This window comes from Deinococcus arboris (assembly GCF_009755355.1).
GTDB lineage: Bacteria > Deinococcota > Deinococci > Deinococcales > Deinococcaceae > Deinococcus > Deinococcus betulae.
Genome location: NZ_WQLB01000002.1, coordinates 286,422 through 307,142 on the forward strand (window position 1 = coordinate 286,422; position 20,721 = coordinate 307,142).

The 20,721-nt window shown below is 64.2% G+C and carries 15 protein-coding genes; 12 read left to right on the forward strand and 3 right to left on the reverse strand.

The window, feature by feature from the left end; genetic code table 11:
• Nucleotides 1-8 precede the first annotated feature (8 nt).
• Nucleotides 9-422, reverse strand: a complete 414-nt coding sequence (locus GO986_RS02730; RefSeq protein ID WP_157457667.1) for a GPW/gp25 family protein — start codon at nucleotides 420-422, stop codon at nucleotides 9-11.
• A gap of 40 nt (nucleotides 423-462) precedes the next feature.
• Nucleotides 463-1,287, reverse strand: a complete 825-nt coding sequence (locus tag GO986_RS02735) for a Pvc16 family protein (protein ID WP_369409100.1) — start codon at nucleotides 1,285-1,287, stop codon at nucleotides 463-465.
• Nucleotides 1,288-1,568: 281 nt separating this feature from the next.
• On the opposite strand from GO986_RS02735, the gene GO986_RS02740 reads away from it, so the two are divergent.
• The 5 genes from GO986_RS02740 to GO986_RS22505 all read left to right on the forward strand — a co-directional run bounded on the left by GO986_RS02740 (nucleotide 1,569) and on the right by GO986_RS22505 (nucleotide 9,924).
• Nucleotides 1,569-3,194 carry a phage tail sheath family protein gene (locus GO986_RS02740; protein ID WP_157457668.1) on the forward strand — a complete coding sequence of 542 codons (1,626 nt, stop codon included), beginning with the start codon at nucleotides 1,569-1,571 and terminating at the stop codon, nucleotides 3,192-3,194.
• Nucleotides 3,195-3,282: 88 nt separating this feature from the next.
• Nucleotides 3,283-3,744 carry a phage tail protein gene (locus GO986_RS02745; RefSeq protein ID WP_198170365.1) on the forward strand — a complete coding sequence of 154 codons (462 nt, stop codon included), beginning with the start codon at nucleotides 3,283-3,285 and terminating at the stop codon, nucleotides 3,742-3,744.
• Between the two features lie 22 nt (nucleotides 3,745-3,766).
• Nucleotides 3,767-4,171 carry a hypothetical protein gene (locus tag GO986_RS02750; protein ID WP_369409102.1) on the forward strand — a complete coding sequence of 135 codons (405 nt, stop codon included), beginning with the start codon at nucleotides 3,767-3,769 and terminating at the stop codon, nucleotides 4,169-4,171.
• 163 nt (nucleotides 4,172-4,334) lie between these two features.
• Nucleotides 4,335-4,898, forward strand: coding sequence for a phage tail protein (locus GO986_RS02755; RefSeq protein ID WP_232337354.1), 564 nt, complete (start codon nucleotides 4,335-4,337; stop codon nucleotides 4,896-4,898).
• 4,249 nt (nucleotides 4,899-9,147) lie between these two features.
• Nucleotides 9,148-9,924, forward strand: coding sequence for an eCIS core domain-containing protein (locus tag GO986_RS22505; protein WP_198170366.1), 777 nt, complete (start codon nucleotides 9,148-9,150; stop codon nucleotides 9,922-9,924).
• A 54-nt stretch (nucleotides 9,925-9,978) separates the two neighbouring features.
• Here GO986_RS22505 and GO986_RS02765 read toward each other — a convergent pair whose 3' ends face one another.
• The gene (locus tag GO986_RS02765) at nucleotides 9,979-11,976 is read right to left on the reverse strand and encodes a glycosyl hydrolase family 18 protein (RefSeq protein WP_157457669.1); all 1,998 of its coding nucleotides are present in this window, start codon (nucleotides 11,974-11,976) and stop codon (nucleotides 9,979-9,981) included.
• A 399-nt stretch (nucleotides 11,977-12,375) separates the two neighbouring features.
• Between GO986_RS02765 and GO986_RS02770 the strand changes: the two genes are divergently transcribed.
• The 7 genes from GO986_RS02770 to GO986_RS02800 all read left to right on the forward strand — a co-directional run bounded on the left by GO986_RS02770 (nucleotide 12,376) and on the right by GO986_RS02800 (nucleotide 20,470).
• Nucleotides 12,376-13,239 (forward strand): MurR/RpiR family transcriptional regulator, encoded by an 864-nt coding sequence (locus GO986_RS02770; RefSeq protein ID WP_157457670.1) that lies wholly within the window; start codon nucleotides 12,376-12,378, stop codon nucleotides 13,237-13,239.
• 36 nt (nucleotides 13,240-13,275) lie between these two features.
• The gene (locus GO986_RS02775; RefSeq protein WP_157457671.1) at nucleotides 13,276-14,532 is read left to right on the forward strand and encodes an ABC transporter substrate-binding protein; all 1,257 of its coding nucleotides are present in this window, start codon (nucleotides 13,276-13,278) and stop codon (nucleotides 14,530-14,532) included.
• 142 nt (nucleotides 14,533-14,674) lie between these two features.
• Complete coding sequence (locus GO986_RS02780) at nucleotides 14,675-15,580, forward strand: carbohydrate ABC transporter permease (RefSeq protein ID WP_157457672.1); 906 nt, start codon at nucleotides 14,675-14,677, stop codon at nucleotides 15,578-15,580.
• A 139-nt stretch (nucleotides 15,581-15,719) separates the two neighbouring features.
• Nucleotides 15,720-16,598 carry a carbohydrate ABC transporter permease gene (locus tag GO986_RS02785; RefSeq protein ID WP_157457673.1) on the forward strand — a complete coding sequence of 293 codons (879 nt, stop codon included), beginning with the start codon at nucleotides 15,720-15,722 and terminating at the stop codon, nucleotides 16,596-16,598.
• Nucleotides 16,595-17,671 carry an SIS domain-containing protein gene (locus GO986_RS02790; protein ID WP_232337355.1) on the forward strand — a complete coding sequence of 359 codons (1,077 nt, stop codon included), beginning with the start codon at nucleotides 16,595-16,597 and terminating at the stop codon, nucleotides 17,669-17,671. Before GO986_RS02785 ends, GO986_RS02790 begins: the two co-directional genes overlap by 4 nt.
• Complete coding sequence (locus tag GO986_RS02795) at nucleotides 17,668-19,155, forward strand: glycoside hydrolase family 3 N-terminal domain-containing protein (protein ID WP_157457674.1); 1,488 nt, start codon at nucleotides 17,668-17,670, stop codon at nucleotides 19,153-19,155. Before GO986_RS02790 ends, GO986_RS02795 begins: the two co-directional genes overlap by 4 nt.
• A 175-nt stretch (nucleotides 19,156-19,330) precedes the next feature.
• Nucleotides 19,331-20,470: an ABC transporter substrate-binding protein gene (locus GO986_RS02800; RefSeq protein WP_157457675.1), complete on the forward strand. Its 1,140-nt coding sequence runs from the start codon at nucleotides 19,331-19,333 to the stop codon at nucleotides 20,468-20,470.
• Nucleotides 20,471-20,721 lie beyond the last annotated feature (251 nt).

Genomic DNA, 20,721 nt, shown 5'->3' on the forward strand with positions numbered 1-20,721 from the left:
GGGGGGCTTTAGGGGGTGCGGTAAAAGGGAAACACCAGCGACCGGGGTTCAGGGATTCCTTTGAAACGGTAAATCAGCTCAATGATGATGCGGGCACTGTCCGATGGATCAAGCCGGGCCTGCACGTTCTCGACCTCGATGCGCGGCTCCCAGGTTCGCAGCGCCTCGTCCACGTAATACGACGCCAGCCCCAGCGTGGTGGCGTCGCCAGGTGCAAACACCAGTTCGTGAATGCGGCAGCCGTATTCGGGCCTCATCACGCGCTGGCCACGCGCCGTCATCAGCAGGGTCAGGATGGCCTGGGTCACGGCCCGCTCGCCGGAAATCATGCTGAGCTGTCCGCGCGCGTTCATGCTTACAGGAAAAGCGACGCCAGTGCCCAGCACATCCGTGTTTTGCAGCGCCAGGCTGGACTTGGTCATGCGGCGGGCCTCTGTGGGCACCAGGTTAGGTCGGGGCGGCTCATGAGGTCTCCTCTAGGTGCAGTTGCGCCTGAGCCGTCTCGGGACTCAGGGTCAGCTGGCGTCCGTCCAGCGTCAGAATATCCAGACGGCCCACCTCTTCACGGAGAACGTCCAGATGAACGATGCCGCGCGCGTCACTGAACGCGCGCGCCCCGCCGTTCGTCCTCACCAGGGCGTCGGCCAGCGGCAGTCCCTCGGCGTCGCGCAGTTGCCAGCTGGACCGGCGGCGCGCACTGACAGGCACAGCATTCTCGCCCACGCCAGAGTAAAACCGCAGGTCGCGCTCCAGGACCAGCGGCGACAGACTGCTCACATTCAGGTCCAGCGGCACCGTCACGGTGTAGTTCAGGTGGGGCCGCACCGATTGGCCCAGGCTACTGAACACGCTCTGAGTGCCCTCGGCTGGGCCGACGCTGCCCAAAATCCCGACGTCCAGGCGCCGCGCCTCGTCAGGAAGATACGAGTCGTCCCAGTCGCCCTGACGCATCAGGGCTGCCAGCACCCGCCACAGCACATTCCACTCGTCGCGCCCCAGTTCGTCCAACTGCGCTTTGAAAAACACCGTCACCAGAAACCGCAGGTCAATGCGGCGGGCCGCCAGCGTGCGCTGCACGCCGCCACGCACCTGGGTCTGGCTGAACTCCATGGAACGCAGGGCGGCATTTTCCCGCAGGTCATACATAAAGAAGTTCAGGGTGGGGCGAGTCAGACCAGACACCCAATTGGGGGTGGGCGCCGCAAAGCGGATATCCAGGGCATCTCGGGGTAAGGCCGCTTCGGTATAGACGAGTTCTTTGAGACCCTGCTGGACATCAGCGATCACAGGTCAGCTCCTGGCAAATGCCAAGTTCCGGCGGTTTGAACAGCAAAAACTGTGAGATTTGTCATGGCTGGCGTTTGTCCTGAAACAGTATTCATTAGAGATTGAGCGATTGCTCGCGTGAGTGACTGGTCAGTATAAGCCCCCCCGGAGCCGCATGTCTGCTGACTTGCGGTTTACATGTGCGTCTACATCTGGCATGGTGGAGGCTATCAGTGTTTTCTGCACACTAGCCTACTGAGGCCGAGGTGCTGCTAACCCCTGCATGTTTCCCGGAGGAATCCATGGCTGAATACTTGTCCCCAGGCGTTTATATCGAAGAATCCCAGAGTGGACCGAGGCCCATTGAGGGCATCAGCACCACCACGGCGGCTTTTGTGGGCTTTGCCCCCAACGGTCCGGCCAACACGCCTGTGTTTGTGGCCAACTGGCAGCAGTTCACCGAAATCTTCGGCACCCTGGACGCCAACGGCCGGCGCAGCCCCTTCATGGAAGGCGCCTACCTGGCCCAGAGTGTGTACGCCTTTTTCAACAACGGCGGCACGCGCTGCTACGTCGTGCGCCTGGTCCCTCAGCAGGGCGACAGCGCAGGCAAGCGCACTGTCGAGGCGGCGCGTCCACTGCAACTGCCCAGCCGGGCCAGCAAAGCGGTGCCCAGCCTGAGCATCGTGGCCAAAGATGGCCGCCAGAGCGACATTCAGATTGAGGTCCTGGCGCCCGACCCCATCAAGCCGCAGGACGCCAAGCCCAAGGACGGCAAGGGCCCCCAGGACCCCGAAGAAGGGCCAGACGGCCTGTTCACCCTGAAAGTCACGCGCAACGACGTCACCGAGACGTTCCCCAACGTCTCGATTGGCAAAAAGCACACGCGCACTGTGGCTGAGGTCGTGAACAAGGAAAGCACCCTGATTACTATCGAAGAGGCCAGCGCCACTGGCCCACTGGTTGAGCGCGCCCCAGAACTGGGCAGCTACGTGCTGCAGGCCGACAGCAACCTCATTGAGCAGCGCCGTGAGATGAAAGGCCAGGACTTCGTGGGCAGCGTGGACAGCCGCAGTGGGATCGAGAGCCTGGAAATCGCCGAGGAAGTCAGCATGATTGCTGTGCCTGACCTCATGAGCGCCTACCAGGCCGGCATGATTAACGCCGACGGTGTCAAGGCCGTGCAGCGCGCCCTGATTGACCACTGTGAGCGCAACGCCAATCGCATCGCCCTGCTCGACACCCTGCCGGACCTGACCCCCCAGCAGGCGGTGAAGTGGCGCAATGTGGACACCAACTTCGACTCCAGCTACGCCGCAATGTACTACCCCTGGGTCCGGATTGAAGGGCCAGATGGCTCGCCGATGATGGTGCCGCCCAGCGGCTTTGTGGCGGGAATTTACGCCCGCAGTGACGTGGAACGCGGCGTTCACAAGGCGCCAGCGAACGAAGTCGTGCGCGGCATTCTGGGGCCCGCCATTCAGGTCACCAAGAGCGAGCAGGACATCCTGAACCCCATCGGTGTGAACTGCATCCGCGAGTTCCCTGGCATGGGCGTGCGTGTCTGGGGCGCCCGGACGCTGTCCAGCAATGCCCAGTGGCGCTACGTACCTGTGCGCCGCCTGTTCAACTACGTCGAAAAGAGCATCGAGCGTGGCACCCAGTGGGCCGTTTTCGAACCCAACGACGAGAACCTGTGGTTCCGCATTCGCCGCGACATCAACTCTTTCTTGAACAGCGTATGGCGTGACGGCGCCCTGTTTGGCAGCACCCCGCGTGAAGCGTTCTACGTGAAGTGCGACAAGGAACTGAACCCTGACGACCTGCGTGACCGTGGTGTCCTGCAAGTTGAAATTGGTCTGGCCCCCGTGAAACCCGCCGAATTCATCGTCTTCCGCTTCAGTCAGTACGCCGGCGGCGGACAGTAAAGACAGGTTTATGGACAGGCGCGTTACACTACGCCTGTCCTGACCGCAAGCCTAACGTCTCTTCCCATTTCTCTTTGGAGGTACAGTCATGACCGCACCAACCACTCGTAAAGATCCCCTGGTAGCCGCCTACTTCAGCGTACAGTTCGATAACAAAGTCGTTGGGGCTTTCCGCGAATGCACTGGTTTAGGTAGCGAATCTACAACAGTAGAATACCGTGCTACCGATGAAAAGGGTCGTCCCGTCCTTATTCGTGAGGCTGGCACCATGAAGTACAACGACATTGTACTTAAGCGCGGCATCACCGACGACATGGATATGTGGACTTGGCGCCAACAAGTAGAAGAGGGCAAGATGGACGAGGCCCGCCGCAGCGGCACCATTACCCTGCATAACCAATCCGGCCAACCCATCGCGGCCTGGACATTCGAGCGAGCCTGGCCCAGCAAACTGAACGGGCCTACCTACGACGCCAAGAGCAACGAAGTGGCAATTGAGGAACTGACCATCACGCACGAGGGCTACAAGCGCGTGCCGGTTGGTGGCTAAGGCCACTTCCTGTGACTGAAGCGTGAACGAGCTTCCCTTCATGCTGCCCGTCGGACTGTTTACGTCCGACGGGCAGGTTCACCGCAGCGGCGTAATGCGTCTGGCCACTGCCCTGGACGAGATCGAACCCCTGGGCGACGCCCGCGTGCAGCAGAACGAGGCCTACTATAGCCTGCTTCTGCTGGCCCGCGTGGTCACGCGTCTGGGGCCATTTTCGCCTGTCACACCTGAAGTTCTAGCGGTGCTGCCCGCCGCTGACTTTGCCCATCTTCAGGCACTCTACGCTCATCTGAACACCGTGCACCCTGTCAGCTGGTCGGCACCCACTCCAACTGTACTGCCTACGGACAACACGCTGGAAACCGAGTGTCCTCACTGCGGAGCGCTTCTGGAACTTGACCTGACCCAGGAGCTCAGTCCCGCATGAGCGGAGCGCCCCAGCCATCCCCTGGAGGGGCCACGGTCGCGGTGGGGACCCGTGCAGCGGCGCCAACACCCGGCTTGGACCTCGAAGAAGTGGCGCGGCGGGTGTACGCGCTGCTCTTAGAGGATTTGCGGCTTGAGCGTGCCCGCCGCACAGGAGGACAACCATGAGCATCAGGGTCGCCGCCAGTGTCCGCGCTGGTCCGTCTGGAGTTAGCGGGAACGCCCGTATTTCGGCCGGTCCTGTGACTGTCTCTGGCAACTTTGGCATGGCAACGCCGACGCCCACCACACCCCAGAAATCCTCCTATGGCATCCTAGCCAACCACCGCTACCACGTCGCTATAGACGGCATTGAACATGCAGCGTTCAGTGAGGTCAGTGGGCTTCAGATAGAAACTGAGACCATGGACCACATTGAAGGTGGTGTGAATGACCGGGTTATGCGCCTTCCAGTGCGGTCCAAAATGGGGAACCTGACGCTGAAACGCGGGGTCGTAGCCGGGCAGCAGCTGCTGGAATGGTACCTGGACATCGTCAACGGTTACTTAGACACCCGCAATGTTACCGTCATCGTCTACCAGGCCAAGGGTGATGTGCTGGTGCGCTTTGAATTCCTTCAGGCTTATCCCGTGAAGTGGAGTGGGCCTCAATTTGCCGGCACAGGTGACGCGGTGGCCGTAGAGACCCTGGAACTGGCCCACGCCGGTTTCCTGCAACTCAGCCGCTAACACCCGCCGCTGCGACCGGCATTCTCCTGTCCAGCGGCGCACGATGGAAAGGAGTTTTGTGAGCATCTTCGACGACCGGCTCCGCCGATTAAAACACGCTTCCCGCATGGCCGTCACTCAACAGGATATCCCGGCGCGGCCCACCGCTCCGGCGTTGCCCTGGCCGGCTCTACCAACCGGCAGGGTCACTCCGCCTGTGAGTGTTTCTGCGCCGCGCCGTGTCGTCGCTCGCCTGGTGACGATGCCACCTACGCCTGCAGAGCCAGTGCTGGCGCCCGTTGCACCTGCACCGCCAGCACCTTCGCCGGCCAACCGTCTGGCAGAGAGGCTGTCTTTCCAGAGTGAACCTGTCCCGCGAACTCCTGACGTAGCAGTGCCACCAGTAAAGGCTCCCGAAGCGTTTCCAAGTGATCCTGTCTGGGAGAGCGAACAGCAAGACCCATATGGAGACACCCAAGAGGCGCTAGAGGCCGGCCTGCTCACGTCACCGCCCGTTCAGGGCATGCCTCCTGCCCCCTGGTCAGCGGAGCCAGCCGAGACACCAGCCACGTCACCAGCCCCCCGCCGCGCACTGTCTTTCGCAGAAACCCTGGCCCTCAATCAACAGCTGGAGACTCTTCAGCCCCGCGACCAGGGTGATCTGGCTGAAGCTGCCCAACCGCCTGTTCTCTCTCCGTCGGCGCCTCTGCTTCCAGCAATCTCTCCGGCCGAGCCAGTCGCTCTACCGGAGAGCCGCTCTGCCTTGGCCGAACCCTCTACAACCCCAGCGGCAAACAGGCCTCAGGCTCAACCGCCTGCTTCTGCACCGCTGACGCCTGAGAGAGAAGCCCCAAGCATCCCAGTGGCGCTGCCAGTGACGGCCACAGTTGCAGAGCCAGCGCACTCACAGCTTTCTCTTCCTGAAGCCCAGTTGCCTGCTGTGGAAGAATCCCAAGTCACGACACAAGACGCTCAGAACCTCTCGCAAACGGCAGCCACCGCCGAGCCCAGCAGTGATTCAGCGATCCCAGCTGAAGAACCACCGCCTCTGCTGTCTCCCTTACCTGCTGATGTGCGCGCGGCTCACGAGCAGGAACGCCGCGAACTGGAAGCCCTGCTGCGGGCCACCAATAGCGATATCCCGGTGCGCCTGCCCCGTCGGCCACGTCCAGTGGTGCTGCCGCGTCCAGCCGCGCCCTCGGTAGAAGAGAAAGAGGTCAAACCTGCGGCTCCCATTCCAGCCGAGCAGTCGCAGAGCATTCTTGCTCGCCTGAACCGCTACGCAGAACTGGAGGCCAGCGGCGAGGTCAGCGCCTCTATGATTCCGCTGCACCGCATGGAGAGTTGGGACGATCACCACCCAGACCAGAATCTTGCGGCTGAAGGGCAGACCACCGAAACAGCCAGCGAGACGGTGGCCCCAGCACCAACACCAGCCGTCTCCAACGCGGCGGTACCGGCCACTCCAGCCCCTACCCGCCTGAAAGCGCGGGCCAGTCGCGCTGGGCACAGTAAGGAAGCCCGCTCAGCTTCCACCCGCCGCAAAGACACGGGCACTGAGGCCGACGAAGAACCGGACACAGCCCTTCCCCGCGCCGCATCCCCGCCGGGTGAGGCTGTCATGTCAGCCCCCAGCATGCCTCAACCTGGGCAGCCGCGACAGGCCTTTGACGACGCTGAAGCTGTTCGGCTCTCAGATTTCGAAGATGCAACAGCAGAAAGCAACGACACAGTAGAGCGGCCGCGCTTGCTGACAGCTCCTCTCCAGCTCCCTGACTTGCCAGCTCTAGACCGCTCTCCCTTAAATGAGATTGACCCGGTGATGCCTCAGGCCATATCCCCTGAGCTGGGTGCGCGCGCTTTGATGCGGCAGGAATCAAGCTCTCCCCTCCTCAAGAGGGCACCAGTGGAGCAGGAGCCGCCCCAAATCCGCTCTGCCACTTCAGAGAGTGCACCGCCCCCAGCCCCGATCCGAGAACCAGGTGCGACGTTGCCGGTAGCCCCATTGGCAAAGTCCGTGCCCGAGGTGCGAGAGGTCAGATCGCCCGAGCGCCTAGTCCCGCGCGGACTGGAAGAAAGGGGTTCTTTACCTGAGCAACTGGCACCAGCGGTTGTCCCTCAGCAAACTATTAATCAGCCGGAAGCCTCGCCTTCAGCCCTGGTCGTAGATGCCGCCATCTCTAAGCCCGTTGAAGCAGTTCAATCTCCACCATCGCTGCCTGTAGCTTCGCCTACTGCACAGCAACCGACAGTGATCCTGCCCAGCGTACCAGTTTCACGCGCACTTGAACCACAATCTGAGGCTCTTGCATCAGTCCCTGAGCCCATCCAACTCATCTCTAGGCGCGAGTTGGTGGAGAGTAGGACACCCTTGCCTGTGCCCAAAGCACCTGTGGCGCTGTCAGCTCTTCCAGAGGCCTCTCAAGCAGATCAACTAGACTCGTCGATCTCGCCTCTGCCAGCTCAGCTGACTACGAGCAGCAAGCGCGCTACGCCTCTAGTTGCCGCTCCTACTGGACAGACGCCGACACCGCACATAGCCGTACCTGCAGCAGTCCTCCCGACCTTTATACCGGTGCCACTTCAGGAAGAGTCAGTCCCGGCTCCTCGCCCTACACCGGCCTTAAATGCTCAGGTGTTGGCAGCTGCCGCATCTCCTCTACCAGCGCCTCTCATTCCCTCTCTTTTCAAGGGACAGGAATCAAGGCCTACACCCACAGCTGCGGCGCCTTTGCCGTCTTTGGCTGCTACGCCACCATCCTCCTCAAATGCTGTCCAGCGTGTTGAGGCGCCTGCGCAGAGAGAGGGCATCCTCCAGCAGACACCCAATTCCACGGTGCCTAGCTCGAACCCAGGGGATAGGGCGCCAGAGGCAAATGCCAGCGCCTCTCTGCCTCTTAGCGCGACTGAGATCTTAGAGCCAGCGCTGACTGCCTGGTCGGCTGGACCTGCGCTATCAGCACCTCCTCGCCCCAACAGCATTGACTCTGAGTCCGCCAGACCTCAGACCACAGCGCCTCAAGCTTTGGTGATACCGGAATCAAGACCGACGCGGCCTGACCTGGCGCCTCAGCCTGCGGCTCTGTCTCGCCCTACTGTGAATGGGCCAAGACCAGTCATGCCTGTTCAGCTAGTGCCGTCAGGGGCTGCCCTTCCGCCAGAAGCGTTGCTCGTTCCATCTGCTGTACAGACATCCGGCACTCCAACACTTCCCCAGAATGAGCCAGCCAGGTGGAATCCACTAACACCAGCTAGACCTGTCGTAGAGCCAGTCATCCAGCCTGTCTTGCCGCAGTTCAGCACACCAGCTGAGGTGACCAGAACTGAGAGCTTCGGGTCTATGGCACCTGCGATTCATTGGCCTGCCGCACCGCCTCTCCTTCCAATTCCTGCTCCTAAAGCAGATGCAGCAGAACCAGGCAGAGTTGCAGCTCCAGTGGAAGTCACACTGCCCAACGTCCCCACCCAGTTAGACGGGGCACAGGCCGTGTTACCTGCCCTGACACCGGCGCTTCATCCAGTGCTGACGATGCCTGCGTTGAGTGAAATTAACAACCCTCGACTGCCAGAATTGGCCACGCTTGGCTCGCTGACACCTTCCCCCTCGCCCCTGGTGGCACCTGTTGCGATTGCACCTGTATCTGCGCCTTGGTCTGGGCCACAAATAGCCGAAGCAGTTCAGCCGGGGGCACTGCCCTCCGCATTTCCAGTGGCACCATCAGACCTAGCTGTGCCAGTGCTCAGGACCCCAGTTTTCACTGAGCCGAGCAGGGCCCAGCCGCCTACGACCAAGAGCGGGGCGTCAGCTTTACCAGGAACACCAAGTTTGAGTGCGTTGACTGCCTCGCCGCTGCTTCCAGTCACACCACCTAGCAGTACAAGCTTCGACTCCAGGTGGTCGGCGCTCCAACCAGCGAGGAGTTTGACAGAAGCCACCTGGCCTGATGTCGGTGGCCTAATTCCGCCAGTTGTTCAGGCGGCGTCACCTGTGGCACCTGGCCTTCTCGCTTTGCCGAACAGTGCTGTGGTCTCGCCGGTGAGTCAAACGGCGCCCTCTCTGACGCCTGTCGCTGCTCCACTGGGCATCCAGCCCATCAGTGCTGGCCCTGCGCTGGAGGCGGCCCAACCCATCATGCCGCCTGCCCCGCTTGGACGGGCGCCGGCTGAAGTCAGACCGCCCCCAGCGCGGCTGGGGCCGCCCACCCTGGGCAAACCCCGTAGCGCTTCACCACTGCCCAGTCAGCCTGTCGTTCCGGGGACTCTGTTAGAGATGCCGGGTCAGGCTCCTCTGGCACAGGCCGTGCAGACTGCCTTTCAAAGAGACGGCCACGGCCAGGCCTTCGCCCCCAGCGTTCAAGCGGCACTCCAGCGAACGCTGGGCACGGACCTGGGCGACGTGCGCGTGGTGCAGAACGTTCATGTGCCCGCCGCTCTGAAGGCCGCCCAGGCCCACGGCTTAACCGTAGGACAAACAGTGTTTCTAGCCCCAGAGACGCGGCTGGATACGCCAGCTGGTCTGGCCCTGGCAGCCCACGAGGTCACGCACGCGGTCCGACACACCCGGCCCAACTTCGTCCCCGAAGTGCTGCGCCGCGCCGCCCCCCAGGCCCAGAGCCATGACGAAGAGGGCGTGGCGCTAGCCACTGAACATGCCGCGCTGCGAGAACACACGACGCGGCCTGATCCAGTCAGCGTGAACTGGAGCCGTCAAGGAAGCCAGGCCAACCGCCTGCCCGGTCTGCCGGCACCCTGGGACGCCATGCCCGTCTGGGATGAACCAGCCTCAGCAAGCACCCGCCATCACGCTGCCCCGCCTGCGGCCCTGCCCCTGCCAGCTGCACCACCTCCTCAGGCTGGGCCCACCCCCTGGGCACATGCGGCCGCCGCAGACCGCCCAGCCCCCAGCAGCGCGCCGCCGCCTGCGGCCAGCACCCCTTCGGTTGGCCGGCGCGTGGCACCCACGCCGCAGGTGGACCTGGATCAGGTGGCGCGTGAGGTGTATGCCCGCCTGCGTGACCGGCTGGGCGCCGAACTGCGCCGACTGTAAAGCCACAAGAGGTGCGCCCCACCGTTCTGGCTGGGGCGCTCCTTCTGGTTTGGTTTACTTCAGGCCGTTGGCCACGGCTTTGGCCAGCGTTCCCTGCGCATCGTCGCCGTCCAGGGACCAGGCCATGGCGCCGCCTAAACCCTTCTGCTTGATGTAGGCCATCTTGGTGGCAATGACTTCGGGGTCGTCATAGCTCCAGAAGGTCGTGCCGTCAAACTTCCACATCTGCTTGGTCACGGGATCGCGGTAGACCGTGCCAGGGGCAGTTTTCAGAACCTTGAAGTCCTCGTAGCCCGCTTCATAGGTGCCGCGCGCCGCGCCAGTGGCCCGCTGATACAGGCCGCTATTGGCGTTCGTCACGCCCGTCCAGCCCCGCCCATAGAAGGGCACACCGATCACCAGTTTGTTGGCGGGCATACCGGCATTCAGGAACGCCGTGACTGCTGTATCCACCGAATAATTCTTGGTGACGCCCGTCCCAGGGTCATTGGGGCTGGGGTACAGGTTCGAGTGGAAGTTGGTGGGACCGGTGGCGTCCCAGGCACCCCGGAAGTCATACGACATGATGTTCACCCAGTCCACGGCGTTCTTATAGGCGGCCGGGTCCTGGTTGGCAATCTTGTCGGCGCCGCCGGGCGCGGCGATGGTCAGCAGTAGCCCCGACTTGTAAGCGTCAAGCTGACGGCGGAATTCTTGCAGCAGCAGCGTGAAGTTCTGCTTGTCCTGCGGGCTGACCGAGTTGGTGGGCAGGCCGCCGCCGCCGGGGTATTCCCAGTCGATGTCGATGCCGTCGAAGACGCCCGCCGCTGCCCCAGGCCCGCCCGCACCGTCGGCCACTGGCAGATTGCCCTTGATGTAAACGTCGATGCAGGAGCTGACCAGCGCCTTGCGAGAAGCGTCGGTCAGGGCCGCCGTGCTGAAATGCTTGCTCCAGGTCCAGCCACCCAGCGAAATCAGCACTTTGAGGCCAGGGTACTTGGCCTTGAGCTTCTTGAGCTGGTTGAAGTTGCCCTTGAGTGGCTGGTTCCAGACATCGGCCACGCCGTCCACGCTGGTCGCGGTGTCAAAAGACTTCCCGTAATCGGCAAAGCCGTCGCCGCCGTCGCCATTGCCGCTCTCGGCGCGGGTCACGATGTTGCAGCGGTAAGTGCCGCCCTCGTTGTAGATGTTGCCGAAGGCGTAATTGATGTGCGTCAGGGTGGCGGCTGTGCCGCTGATGTCCATCGTCTTGACCTGATAGTTCCGCTGATAGATCCCCCACTGGGTAAAGTACCCGACGCGCTTATAGCCGCCTGTGTTGGGTGGGGGGGTGGAGCCGATGGAGACGGTCACGCTGCTAGAGGCGGTCTTGGTGTTGCCAGCGGCATCGAAGGCTTTGGCGCTGTAGCTGCGGCTCCCGTTGTTGGCACTCGTCACGGCCTCCGACGCCGTGAACGGCGCCGTCGTATCAGTGCTCAGCAGCCGCGTGCCCTGATAGAACTCCACCTTCGTCACCCCCACGTTGTCCGACGCTGTGGCCGTGAGCGTCACGTTCCCCGCACTCGTCACCGTCCCTGGACTCGCGCTGAGACTCACGGTGGGGGCGGTGGTGTCACCGCCCGGGGGTGGGGTGGTGGTGTCCGCACAGCTGGCGCCATTGAGGGTACAGGTGTTGACGCCCGTGAGTTGCCCAGAGCCGTCATAGCCAATGGTGACACTGCCGCCGGCGGGGATGGTGGCGCCGCCCCAGGCGTTGGGGGTAATGGTGTACAGGCCGCTGCTGTCTTTGGTGATGCTGCCGCCCGCACCCCAGGCGCTGCTGCCGGCAGCGGCGTTGCCGTTGAACTTGAACTTGAGGGTCCAGCCGGTGATGGCGTTGGGGCCGGGGTTGGTGAGGGTGATGCGGCCGGTGAAGCCCGTGTCCCAGGTCCCCGTGCTGTCAAACGTTGCCGTGGGCCCCGTGGCCTGGGCCTGCAGGGTGGCCTGATGCGCCACCGGCGCCTGCGTCCCACACGATCCAAGGGCCAATGTCAGGGCCAAAAGGGCTGTAAACCGAGCAGCAGTCTTGTGCATACCTCACCTCAAAGGGGTTGAACGGGAACGGCACACCGGGGTCTTTCGTTTTGTGGACAGTCGCATCATGCAAATATTTTTTCAGGATGTCAAGAAGGAAGAATAATTTTTTTCATAGCTCAGTCGGCCGGCTACTTTAAGTCTTTTGAGGAAGGGCAAAGCAGGAGGAAGAACTGAAGAGCAACAGCGCTCAAGCTGGCGCTGAGCAGGAAAATGGCTGCCTCCCAAGAGAAGTTTTTTGCTGTTGGACAGCATCCGAAAGCCACTGCGGCTCATGAAGCCCCATGCGATTCGCCAAGCCTGAAAATTCCCGCCTGCATTTTTCAGGATTTGACAAAAATAATTTTCATTCCTAAGATATCTTCATCAACGCATTGCCGACCCAGGCCAAGGAGGCCCATGAGTCAAACGCTCTCACGCCCCGCCTATACGCAGGGAGCCATCAGCCGTATTCGGCTGCACGCTCATAGCCTCTCTCCTTCCCTCAAACAAGTCGCTGACCACGTCCTGCGTGACGCCGAAACCGTGATTCACCAGACCATCACCGAGCTGGCCTCCTCGGCCGGCGTGGGCGAGGCCACCATCACCCGGCTGTGCCGCAAGCTGGATTTTGCCGGCTTTCACGCCTTCAAAATTGCGCTGGCCGCCGATGTGGCCGGGCGCGATACGGCCCCCGAGAATGTCAGCGGCGCCGACCTGACGGGCCACACCGCCCGCCTGGTCAAGCAAAGCGCCCTGACGTTGGAAGACACCGGCCGCCTCCTTGACCCCGCTGTGATTGAAGCGGTGGCCGATCAGCTGGCCCGCGCGCCACGGGTGGACATGACCGGCCAGGGCAATTCAGGACTGGTGGCGCAGCTGTTTGCGCACCGCCTGCTGCGCCTGGGCATCACAGCCGTGGCCCACACCGACCCGCATGTGGCGGCCGTCAGCATCTCCACCCTGCCGCGCGGCGGCGTGGTGATCGGCCTGACCAGTTCGGGCAGCACCATTGACACCGTGCAGCACCTGCGCCTGGCCCAGAGCCACGGCCACTACACCGTCGCCATTACCCACCGGGCCAGTTCACCCGTGACCCGCTACGCCAGCAAGGTGCTGTTTACCTCGCGCCAGGAAGAGCCCCTGACCGACGCCGTGCTGGACACCCTGATGTCCCAGACGCTGGTGCTGGAAGTGCTGTACGCCGCCCTGCTCGCCCGCCGCCCCGAAGCCGCCGCCGTTCTGCGCGTCACGGCCGAGAGTGTGGTCGAGAAAAAGTATTAAGTTCCCCTGCCTGTCACGTCCCCCAAGGAGACTGCCATGAAACGTACCCTGACCGTTCTGACCCTCAGCCTCGGCCTCTCGGCGCTGTCCAGCGCAAACGCGCAGACCACCACGGTCACGTTCTGGACGTGGTATCTGAGCCCCAAGTTTGACAGCTACATCAAGTCCACGATTGCCGCCTTCGAAAAGGCCAACCCGACCATCAAGGTGCAGTGGTTTGACAAGCAGGACTCGATGGTGCAGGACTTTGTGGCAGCGGTGAATCTGGGGAACGCCCCCGACGTGGTCAACCTGAACATTGACGAGACCCAGAAGGCCGCCCAGAACGGCTTCCTGGCCGCCGCCAGCGACCTGACCCCCGCCGCCACCCTGAGCCGCACCTTCTACGGCCAGAGCCTGAAGAACTTCACCTCGGGCAGCAAGGTCTACGCCTACCCCTGGTACGGCTGGCTGAACGAGGGCGTGCTGCTGTACAACCCCGACCTGCTGCAAAAAGCCGGCCTGAGCCGCGCGCCCCGCTCCACCAGCGAACTGCTGACCTACGCCAAGACGGTCAAGGACAAGACCGGCGCCTACGCCTGGGTGCCAGCCCTGAAAGACCCCAACACCGCGTCGTTCCTGGGGTACTTCTACGCCGAGGGCTTGCCCATCTACGCCGCCGACGGCAAGGCCATGTTTAACAGCGCCCAGCACGCCGCGCTGCTCAACCAGTTCGTCACGCTGTACCGCGGCGGCTACATCCCCGAAGACGCCGTGCGCCGCGAAGCCTTCCAGCTGGCCACCGAGTTGTATGCCCAAAACCGCGTGGCCATGATCGTGGGCGGCCCCCAGGCCCTGACCCGCATCAAGGACACCAACCCCAGCCTGTACGCCAAGACCGTGGTGACCGAAGCCCCCGTGGGCAAGGCCAACGTGCAGACCGGCGGCAGCATGGGCCTGGTGGTCCCCAAGGCCAGCAAGAACCCGCAGGCCGCCGCCAAACTGGCCGCTTTCTTCACGAACAACGCCAACCAGCTGGCCTTCGCCAAGGTGGTGCCCGTCGTACCCACCACCCTGGGGGCCCAGACCAGCGTGCAGTTCAAGGTGACCAGTCAGGACCCCGTTGCCAAGGCCACCGGCCTGGTCGGCGCTTCGGGCCGCTTTATCAACCCTGGCTACAAGGCGCCCGGCAACAGCGACGACCTGTACAAGAACTTCAACGACAACATCGAGGCCGCGCTGCTGGGCAAAAAGAGCGCGCAGCAGGCCCTGAACGATTCGGTGGCGTACTGGAACGCCAACATGAAGAAATAAGCCTCTGAGGTGGCCCTGCAGCCACCCAGAGCCGGAGCGGCTGCGCCGCCCACCCGCTCTTCAAGGCCCGCTCGATTTCCGGGCGGGCCGGTTTGTTTCCCTGGCCCCCGGCCCCTCCCCTCTTTGCAAAGGACGTTGCCCCATGCGAGTTTCCTGGCGTTCCACGCTGCTGTCGTACACCTTTTTGGCCCCGGCCCTGGTGCTGCTGGCGGTGTTTACCTTCTACCCTCTGCTGTACGGCTCTTACCTGGGTTTTACGGAGTACAACGGCGCGCGCTTTGCGAACGGGTTGGCCCCAAAGTGGGTGGGCACCGACAACTTCGAGAAGCTGTTTGCCGACCCCCTGTTTCTCACGGCCCTGAAAAACAGCGTGAAATACCTGCTGGTGGTGCCGGCCCTGCAACTGGGGGCGCTGGCCGTGGCGGTGCTGGTGAACAAGCAGCTGCCGGGCATGGCGATTTTCCGGGCGGGGTACTACGTGCCGGTGGTGACGTCCGTGTCGCTGGCGGCGGTCATGTGGGAGTGGGTCTTTAACCGCGAGGGCACCCTGAACTGGCTGCTGCGCTCGCTGGGCCTGACGAGCACCGAGTCGCAGTTTGGCTGGCTGAACTCGGAGGCCTGGGCCTTCTGGGCGGTCATGCTGGTGACGTTCTGGCGTGGGTTCGGCTACTACATGGTGCTGTATCTGGCTGGCCTGCAAACCATTCCCGAAGAACTGGAGGAAGCGGCGGTACTGGACGGCGCCAGCGCCTGGCAGCGGTTCTGGCGCATCACGGTGCCGCTGATGCGGCCGACCATCTTGCTGTGTACCCTGCTGTCCACCATTGCGGCGCTGCGGGTGCTGGAAGAAGTGCTGGTGCTGACCAACGGCGGCCCCCTCAACTCCACTTACACCGCCCTGATGTACGTCTACGCCAAGGCCTTCCAGGGCTTTGACTTCGACTACGGCCTGGCCAGCGCGGCCGGCCTGGTGGTGGCGGCCGTGGCGCTGCTGCTCTCGGCCGTGAACTTCCGGCTGTTTCACCGCCCCGAGGAGGAGCAGGCATGAAGCGGCTTCTATTTGCGGCCCGGAGCCCTTACCAGATAACCCCCTGCGCGCCCGACCTCTCTGCCGCTCTATTCCCGTGCTTCTCAACTTGCTCTGCTCGACTTGAAGGGCGACAGGGTGCCCCTCAACCGGAGTTCTTATGAGCCTGACTGCTGCGTCCCCTGCCCAGACGGCCCACCGCCCGGTGGCCTGGCGCAAACCCGCCCGGCTGGCCCTGCGCTATGCCCTGCTGCTGCTGATTCTGGTGTTTGCCCTGTTCCCGTTCATCTGGACACTGGCTATCGCCCTGACGGACAAGACGGCAGGGACCTCTATCTATGCCTTTCCGGCCAGCCTGCTGCCCAAGCGCGTGACCCTGTACAACTTTGCCGACGTGTTCCGCACCTTCAGCCTGGGCAAGGCGCTGTGGAACTCGGTGTCCATTACGGCGCTGACCGTAGTGGGCACCCTGCTGGTCTCTGCCCTGGCTGCCTACCCGCTGGCGCGGTTCTGCTTTCCAGGCCGCAACCTGATTTTCGGAGCGATTCTGGCAACCCTGGTGCTGCCCTCGGAAACCACCTTTATCGTCAACACCCTGACGCTGAAGAATCTGGGCCTGCTGGGCACCCATCTGGGCGTGGCCATTCCCACGATTGCCGGGGCGTTCGGCATCTTCCTGATGCGCCAGGCATTCCTGGCGGTGCCGGTCGCCCTGCTGGAAGCCGCGCGGCTGGACGGCGCCAGCGAGTTGGGCATCCTGTGGCGCATCATGCTGCCGCTGACCAAACCCTCCCTGGCGGCCCTGGGCATCTTTACCACCGTGACCACCTGGAACGCCTATTTCTGGCCCATGCTGGTGCTGTCCGGTGCGCCTGATAAAGCCCCCCTGGCCGTGGCCGTGCTGAAGCTCAAGGGGCAATTCAATTACGACCCGTTCAACATTGCCGCTGGGGCCATCATCATGATGCTGCCAGTGCTGATCGTATTCCTGGCTGCCCAGAAGCTGTTCCTGCGCGGCATGGAAGGAGCCGTGAAATGACTGAGGCCAAGCCCACTGCCCGCCGGGACGACGTGACCCTGCCCCCTGCCGAGCCCCTGATGCTGCGCGAGGCCAGAGAAGCCCCCGAGGTGGTGGCCCGCCAGGCCGCCGACGCGGATGTGGCGCGCGTGGCCCGGCAGATTGCTGACTTTGGCCCCTCCTTTGTGGTGACGCTGGCACGCGGCTCGTCAGACCACGCCGCAACCACGCTGCGCTACGGCCTGGAGACACATCTGCGCCTGCCCGTGGTCAGCGCGGCGCCCAGTGTGGCCGGGGTGTATCACGCCGACGTGAGTTACCGGGGCGCGCTGGTGCTGGCCATCAGCCAGTCAGGCGGCAGCCCCGATCTGGTCGAAACGCTGGCCCAGGCCCGCCGGGGCGGCGCCCTGACCTGCGCGCTGGTCAATACACCCGGCAGCCCGCTGGCCCACGCCGCCGACCTCGTGCTGCCGCTGCACGCCGGCGAGGAGCGCGCGGTGGCCGCCACGAAAAGCTACCTGGCCGCCCTGACGCTGGGCGCGCGCCTGCTGCACGCCTGGCGCCCTGACGACCACCTGGGTGCGGCGCTGGACGCCCTGCCTGGAGCGCTGCGGGCTGTGCTGGCGCAGGAGGACCGGGCGCGGCAGGCGGCCCTGCGGCTGACAGGCGACCAGCCCACCCTGGTGCTGGGGCGCGGGCTGCACAGCGGCGTGGCGGCCGAAGCCGCACTGAAGTTGCAGGAGACGGCGGGCGTGGCGGCCCTGGCCTTCTCGACCGCCGAGTTTGCCCACGGACCCGCCCGGCTGGCCGAACCCGGCACGCCGGCGCTGTTCTTTCAGGGCCGGGACGCCACCGCGCCGTTCACGGCGGCCAGCCTGGAGACGCTGCGCGGCTACGGCGCCAAGGTCACGCTGATTGGCGACAGCGCCGCCGGGCAGGCCGCCGACCTGCCCACCCAGCCCACCGGCCACCCCCTGACGGACCCGGCAGTCTCGGCGCTGGCCGCACAGCTGCTGATTGCCCACGCCGCTGTTGCGCGCGGCGAGAACCCCGATGCCCCGCCCCGCCTGGCGAAAGTGACGCGCACGGTATGACCCACCCAGCCCGCACATTAATGGTGGACCTCCCCGGCCCCAGCCTCACCCCGGACCTGGCCCGCTGGCTGCGCGCCCTGAATCCCGGCGGCGTGTGCCTGTTTGCCCGCAACATCACCACGCCAGAAGCCACCGCGCGGCTGGTGGCGGATATCCGGGACGCGCTGGAACGCGACGCCCTGGTGGCCACCGACCAAGAGGGCGGCGCGGTGCTGCGCCGCCTGGACGGCCCGCAGCCGCCCACGCCGCAGGGGCTGGGGGTGCTGGACGATCCCCAGGCCGCCTTTGAGGCGGGGGCGCTGGCAGCGCGGGGCCTGCTGGAACTGGGCATTAACTGGAATTACGCCCCCAGCCTGGACGTGAACATTGACCCACTGAACCCAGTGATCGGTGAGCGTTCCCTCGGCACCGACCCGGCGCGGGTGGCGGCCCTGGGCGTGGCCTGGGCGCTGGGCAGCGAATCGGCGGGTGTTCTGAGTGCCGTCAAGCATTTTCCAGGGCACGGCGATACGCGCGTGGACAGCCACCTGGCCCTGCCCGTAGTGAACAAGAGCCGCGCGGCGCTGGAGGCCTGCGAGTGGGTGCCGTTCCGGGCGGCGGTGCAGGCCGGTGTGGGTAGCGTGATGACCGCGCATATCCTGTATCCCGCCCTGGACCCGGAGCGGCCAGCGACCCTCTCGCCGGCCCTGCTGGACGGCCTGCTGCGTCAGGAATGGAGCTACAGCGGCATCGTCGTAACGGACGCAATGGACATGAAAGCCGTGGCCGACCGTTATCCTGCTGGGCAGGGCGCCGCTCTGGCGCTGGCAGCCGGCGCCGACGCCGTCCTGGTGTGCGGGCACGGCGACCAGAGCCTGCACGACCTTCACGCGCGCGCACTGGAGCAGGCCCTGCGGGGCGGCACCCTGAGCGCAGAGCGCGTGGAAGCTGCCATCACACGCCTGAGTCAGGCAGAGGCGCGCTTTCCGGGAGCGCGGCGCCTAGTCAGCGCCGCGCAGCGCCAGCAGGATGAAGCCGCCACCCTGCGGTGGGCGACGGGCGCCCTGGAACGCCAGGGGCTGCTCCCCACCCTTGACCCGGCGGCGCCCGTTCTGCTGTTTGCGCCCGCCGAGAGTGAGCTGGGCGGTCCCTACGGCGATTTTCTGAGCAGCGAGGCGCTGGCAGCGGCGCTGCGCCCAGCCTTCCCCCATCTTCAAAGTGCGGTGATTGAGGATGCAGAGGCCACGGCGGCTCTGCTGGCCCGCTTACCCAGCGCCCCGGCGCTGCTGGCCACCACTGGCCGCTGGGGGATACCGGACACCACCGTGGCCCTGGCGGCACGCCTGGCCACGCGCCGCGCCCCGGCGGTTCACCTGGCCCTGTGGTCGCCTGACGCTGCGGCGCAGCTGCCTTTGCCTGCACTAGTCACACACGGATTCCGGCGGGCGCACTTGCAGGCGGCGGCGCACGCCCTGCTGGGCTCAGGGCAGACTGCGCCGGTCTAGTCGGGGGCAAACACCACCTCTACGCCCTCATCCCTGTTCACTCCTCTGCACCTTTAGCGCCTGTCAGCCTCCCGCTGGCAGGCGCCGTTCCTGCTTGTTTCCACAGGAGCAGGTGCTACCATCGGCGCAATCCAAACGAGTGTTCTGGCCCACCTGCGGCCACCGGAGGTTGCCCATGCGAACCCGCCTGACCCTGACTGTCCTTCTTACCTGCGCCTGCACCGCCCTGGCCGACGTGCGGGTGGGCGTCATTGTATCCTCGACCGGCCCGGCGGCCAGCCTGGGTATTCCCGAGCGCAACACCGTGGCCCTGCTGCCCCAGACCATCGGCGGGCAGAAGGTCGTGTACACCATCCTCGATGACGCCTCTGACACCACGGCGGCCGTCACCAACACCCGCAAACTCATTCAGGAGAACAAGGTGGACCTGATTATCGGGACCACCACCACGCCCGCCTCGCTGGCCATGATTGACGTGGTGGCCGAAGCGAAGGTGCCTCTGATCAGTCTGGCCGCCAGCGAGGGCATCATCAAGCCTGTGGACGCCAAGCGGCAGTGGGTATTCAAGACCCCCCAGACCGACGCCCTGATGGCGGCGGCCATCGTCCAGCACATGCAGCAGAACAAGATTAAAACGGTGGGCTACATCGGCTTTAACGACGCCTACGGCGAAGGCTGGCTGGCCGAACTGAAACGCAGCGCGGCGGCGCGCGGCATTCGCGTGGTGGCCGAGGAACGTTATGGGCGCAGCGACACCAGCGTGACCGGCCAGATTCTGAAAATCGTGGCGGCCCGTCCCGACGCGGTGTTGATCGGCGCTTCTGGCGTGCCGGCCGTGCTGCCGCAAAAGACCCTGAATGACCGAGGCTACAGCGGCAAGATTTACCAGACGCACGGAGTCGCCAACGCTGATTTTCTGCGCGTGGGCGGCAAGGATGTCGAGGGCGCCATTCTGCCCGCCGGCCCGGTGCTGGTGGCAGACCAGCTGCCCGACAGCAGCCCCAGCAAGCGCGTGGGCCTGAATTACATGTCGCTGTACGAAAGCCGCTACGGCAAAGACAGCGTCTCCACATTTGGTGCCCACATGTGGGACGCCGGCCTGCTGATGCAAAAGGCCATTCCGGTGGCCCTCAAGCGGGCCAAGCCCGGCACCGCCGAGTTCCGGGACGCCCTGCGGGACGCCCTGGAAGCCACCCGCAATGTGATTGGGTCGCACGGCATCTTCAACCTGTCAGCGACCGACCACCTGGGCCTGGACGCCCGCAGCCGCGTCATGGTGCAGGTCGTGAACGGCACCTGGAAGTTGCTGAAATAGGGCGGGGCTAACCCCGGTTAGGCACCACCCGTCTTAAACGCTTCTGAGACCTGTCTAACGCGGCCTTACTGCCAGGCACCCGTCCGAATTGGGCAGGTGCCTGGTATTTGTTGAATTCGTAGATTCACCGCGCCGCATGTGCGGCAGCTCGGCCACCGTGAATGTGGCAAGATGCCAAACAATGAATCGCCACGACCAGGCCAACGCCGACCAGATTGCCTGGCTGCACGCTGCGTTGACCGCTGCGACAT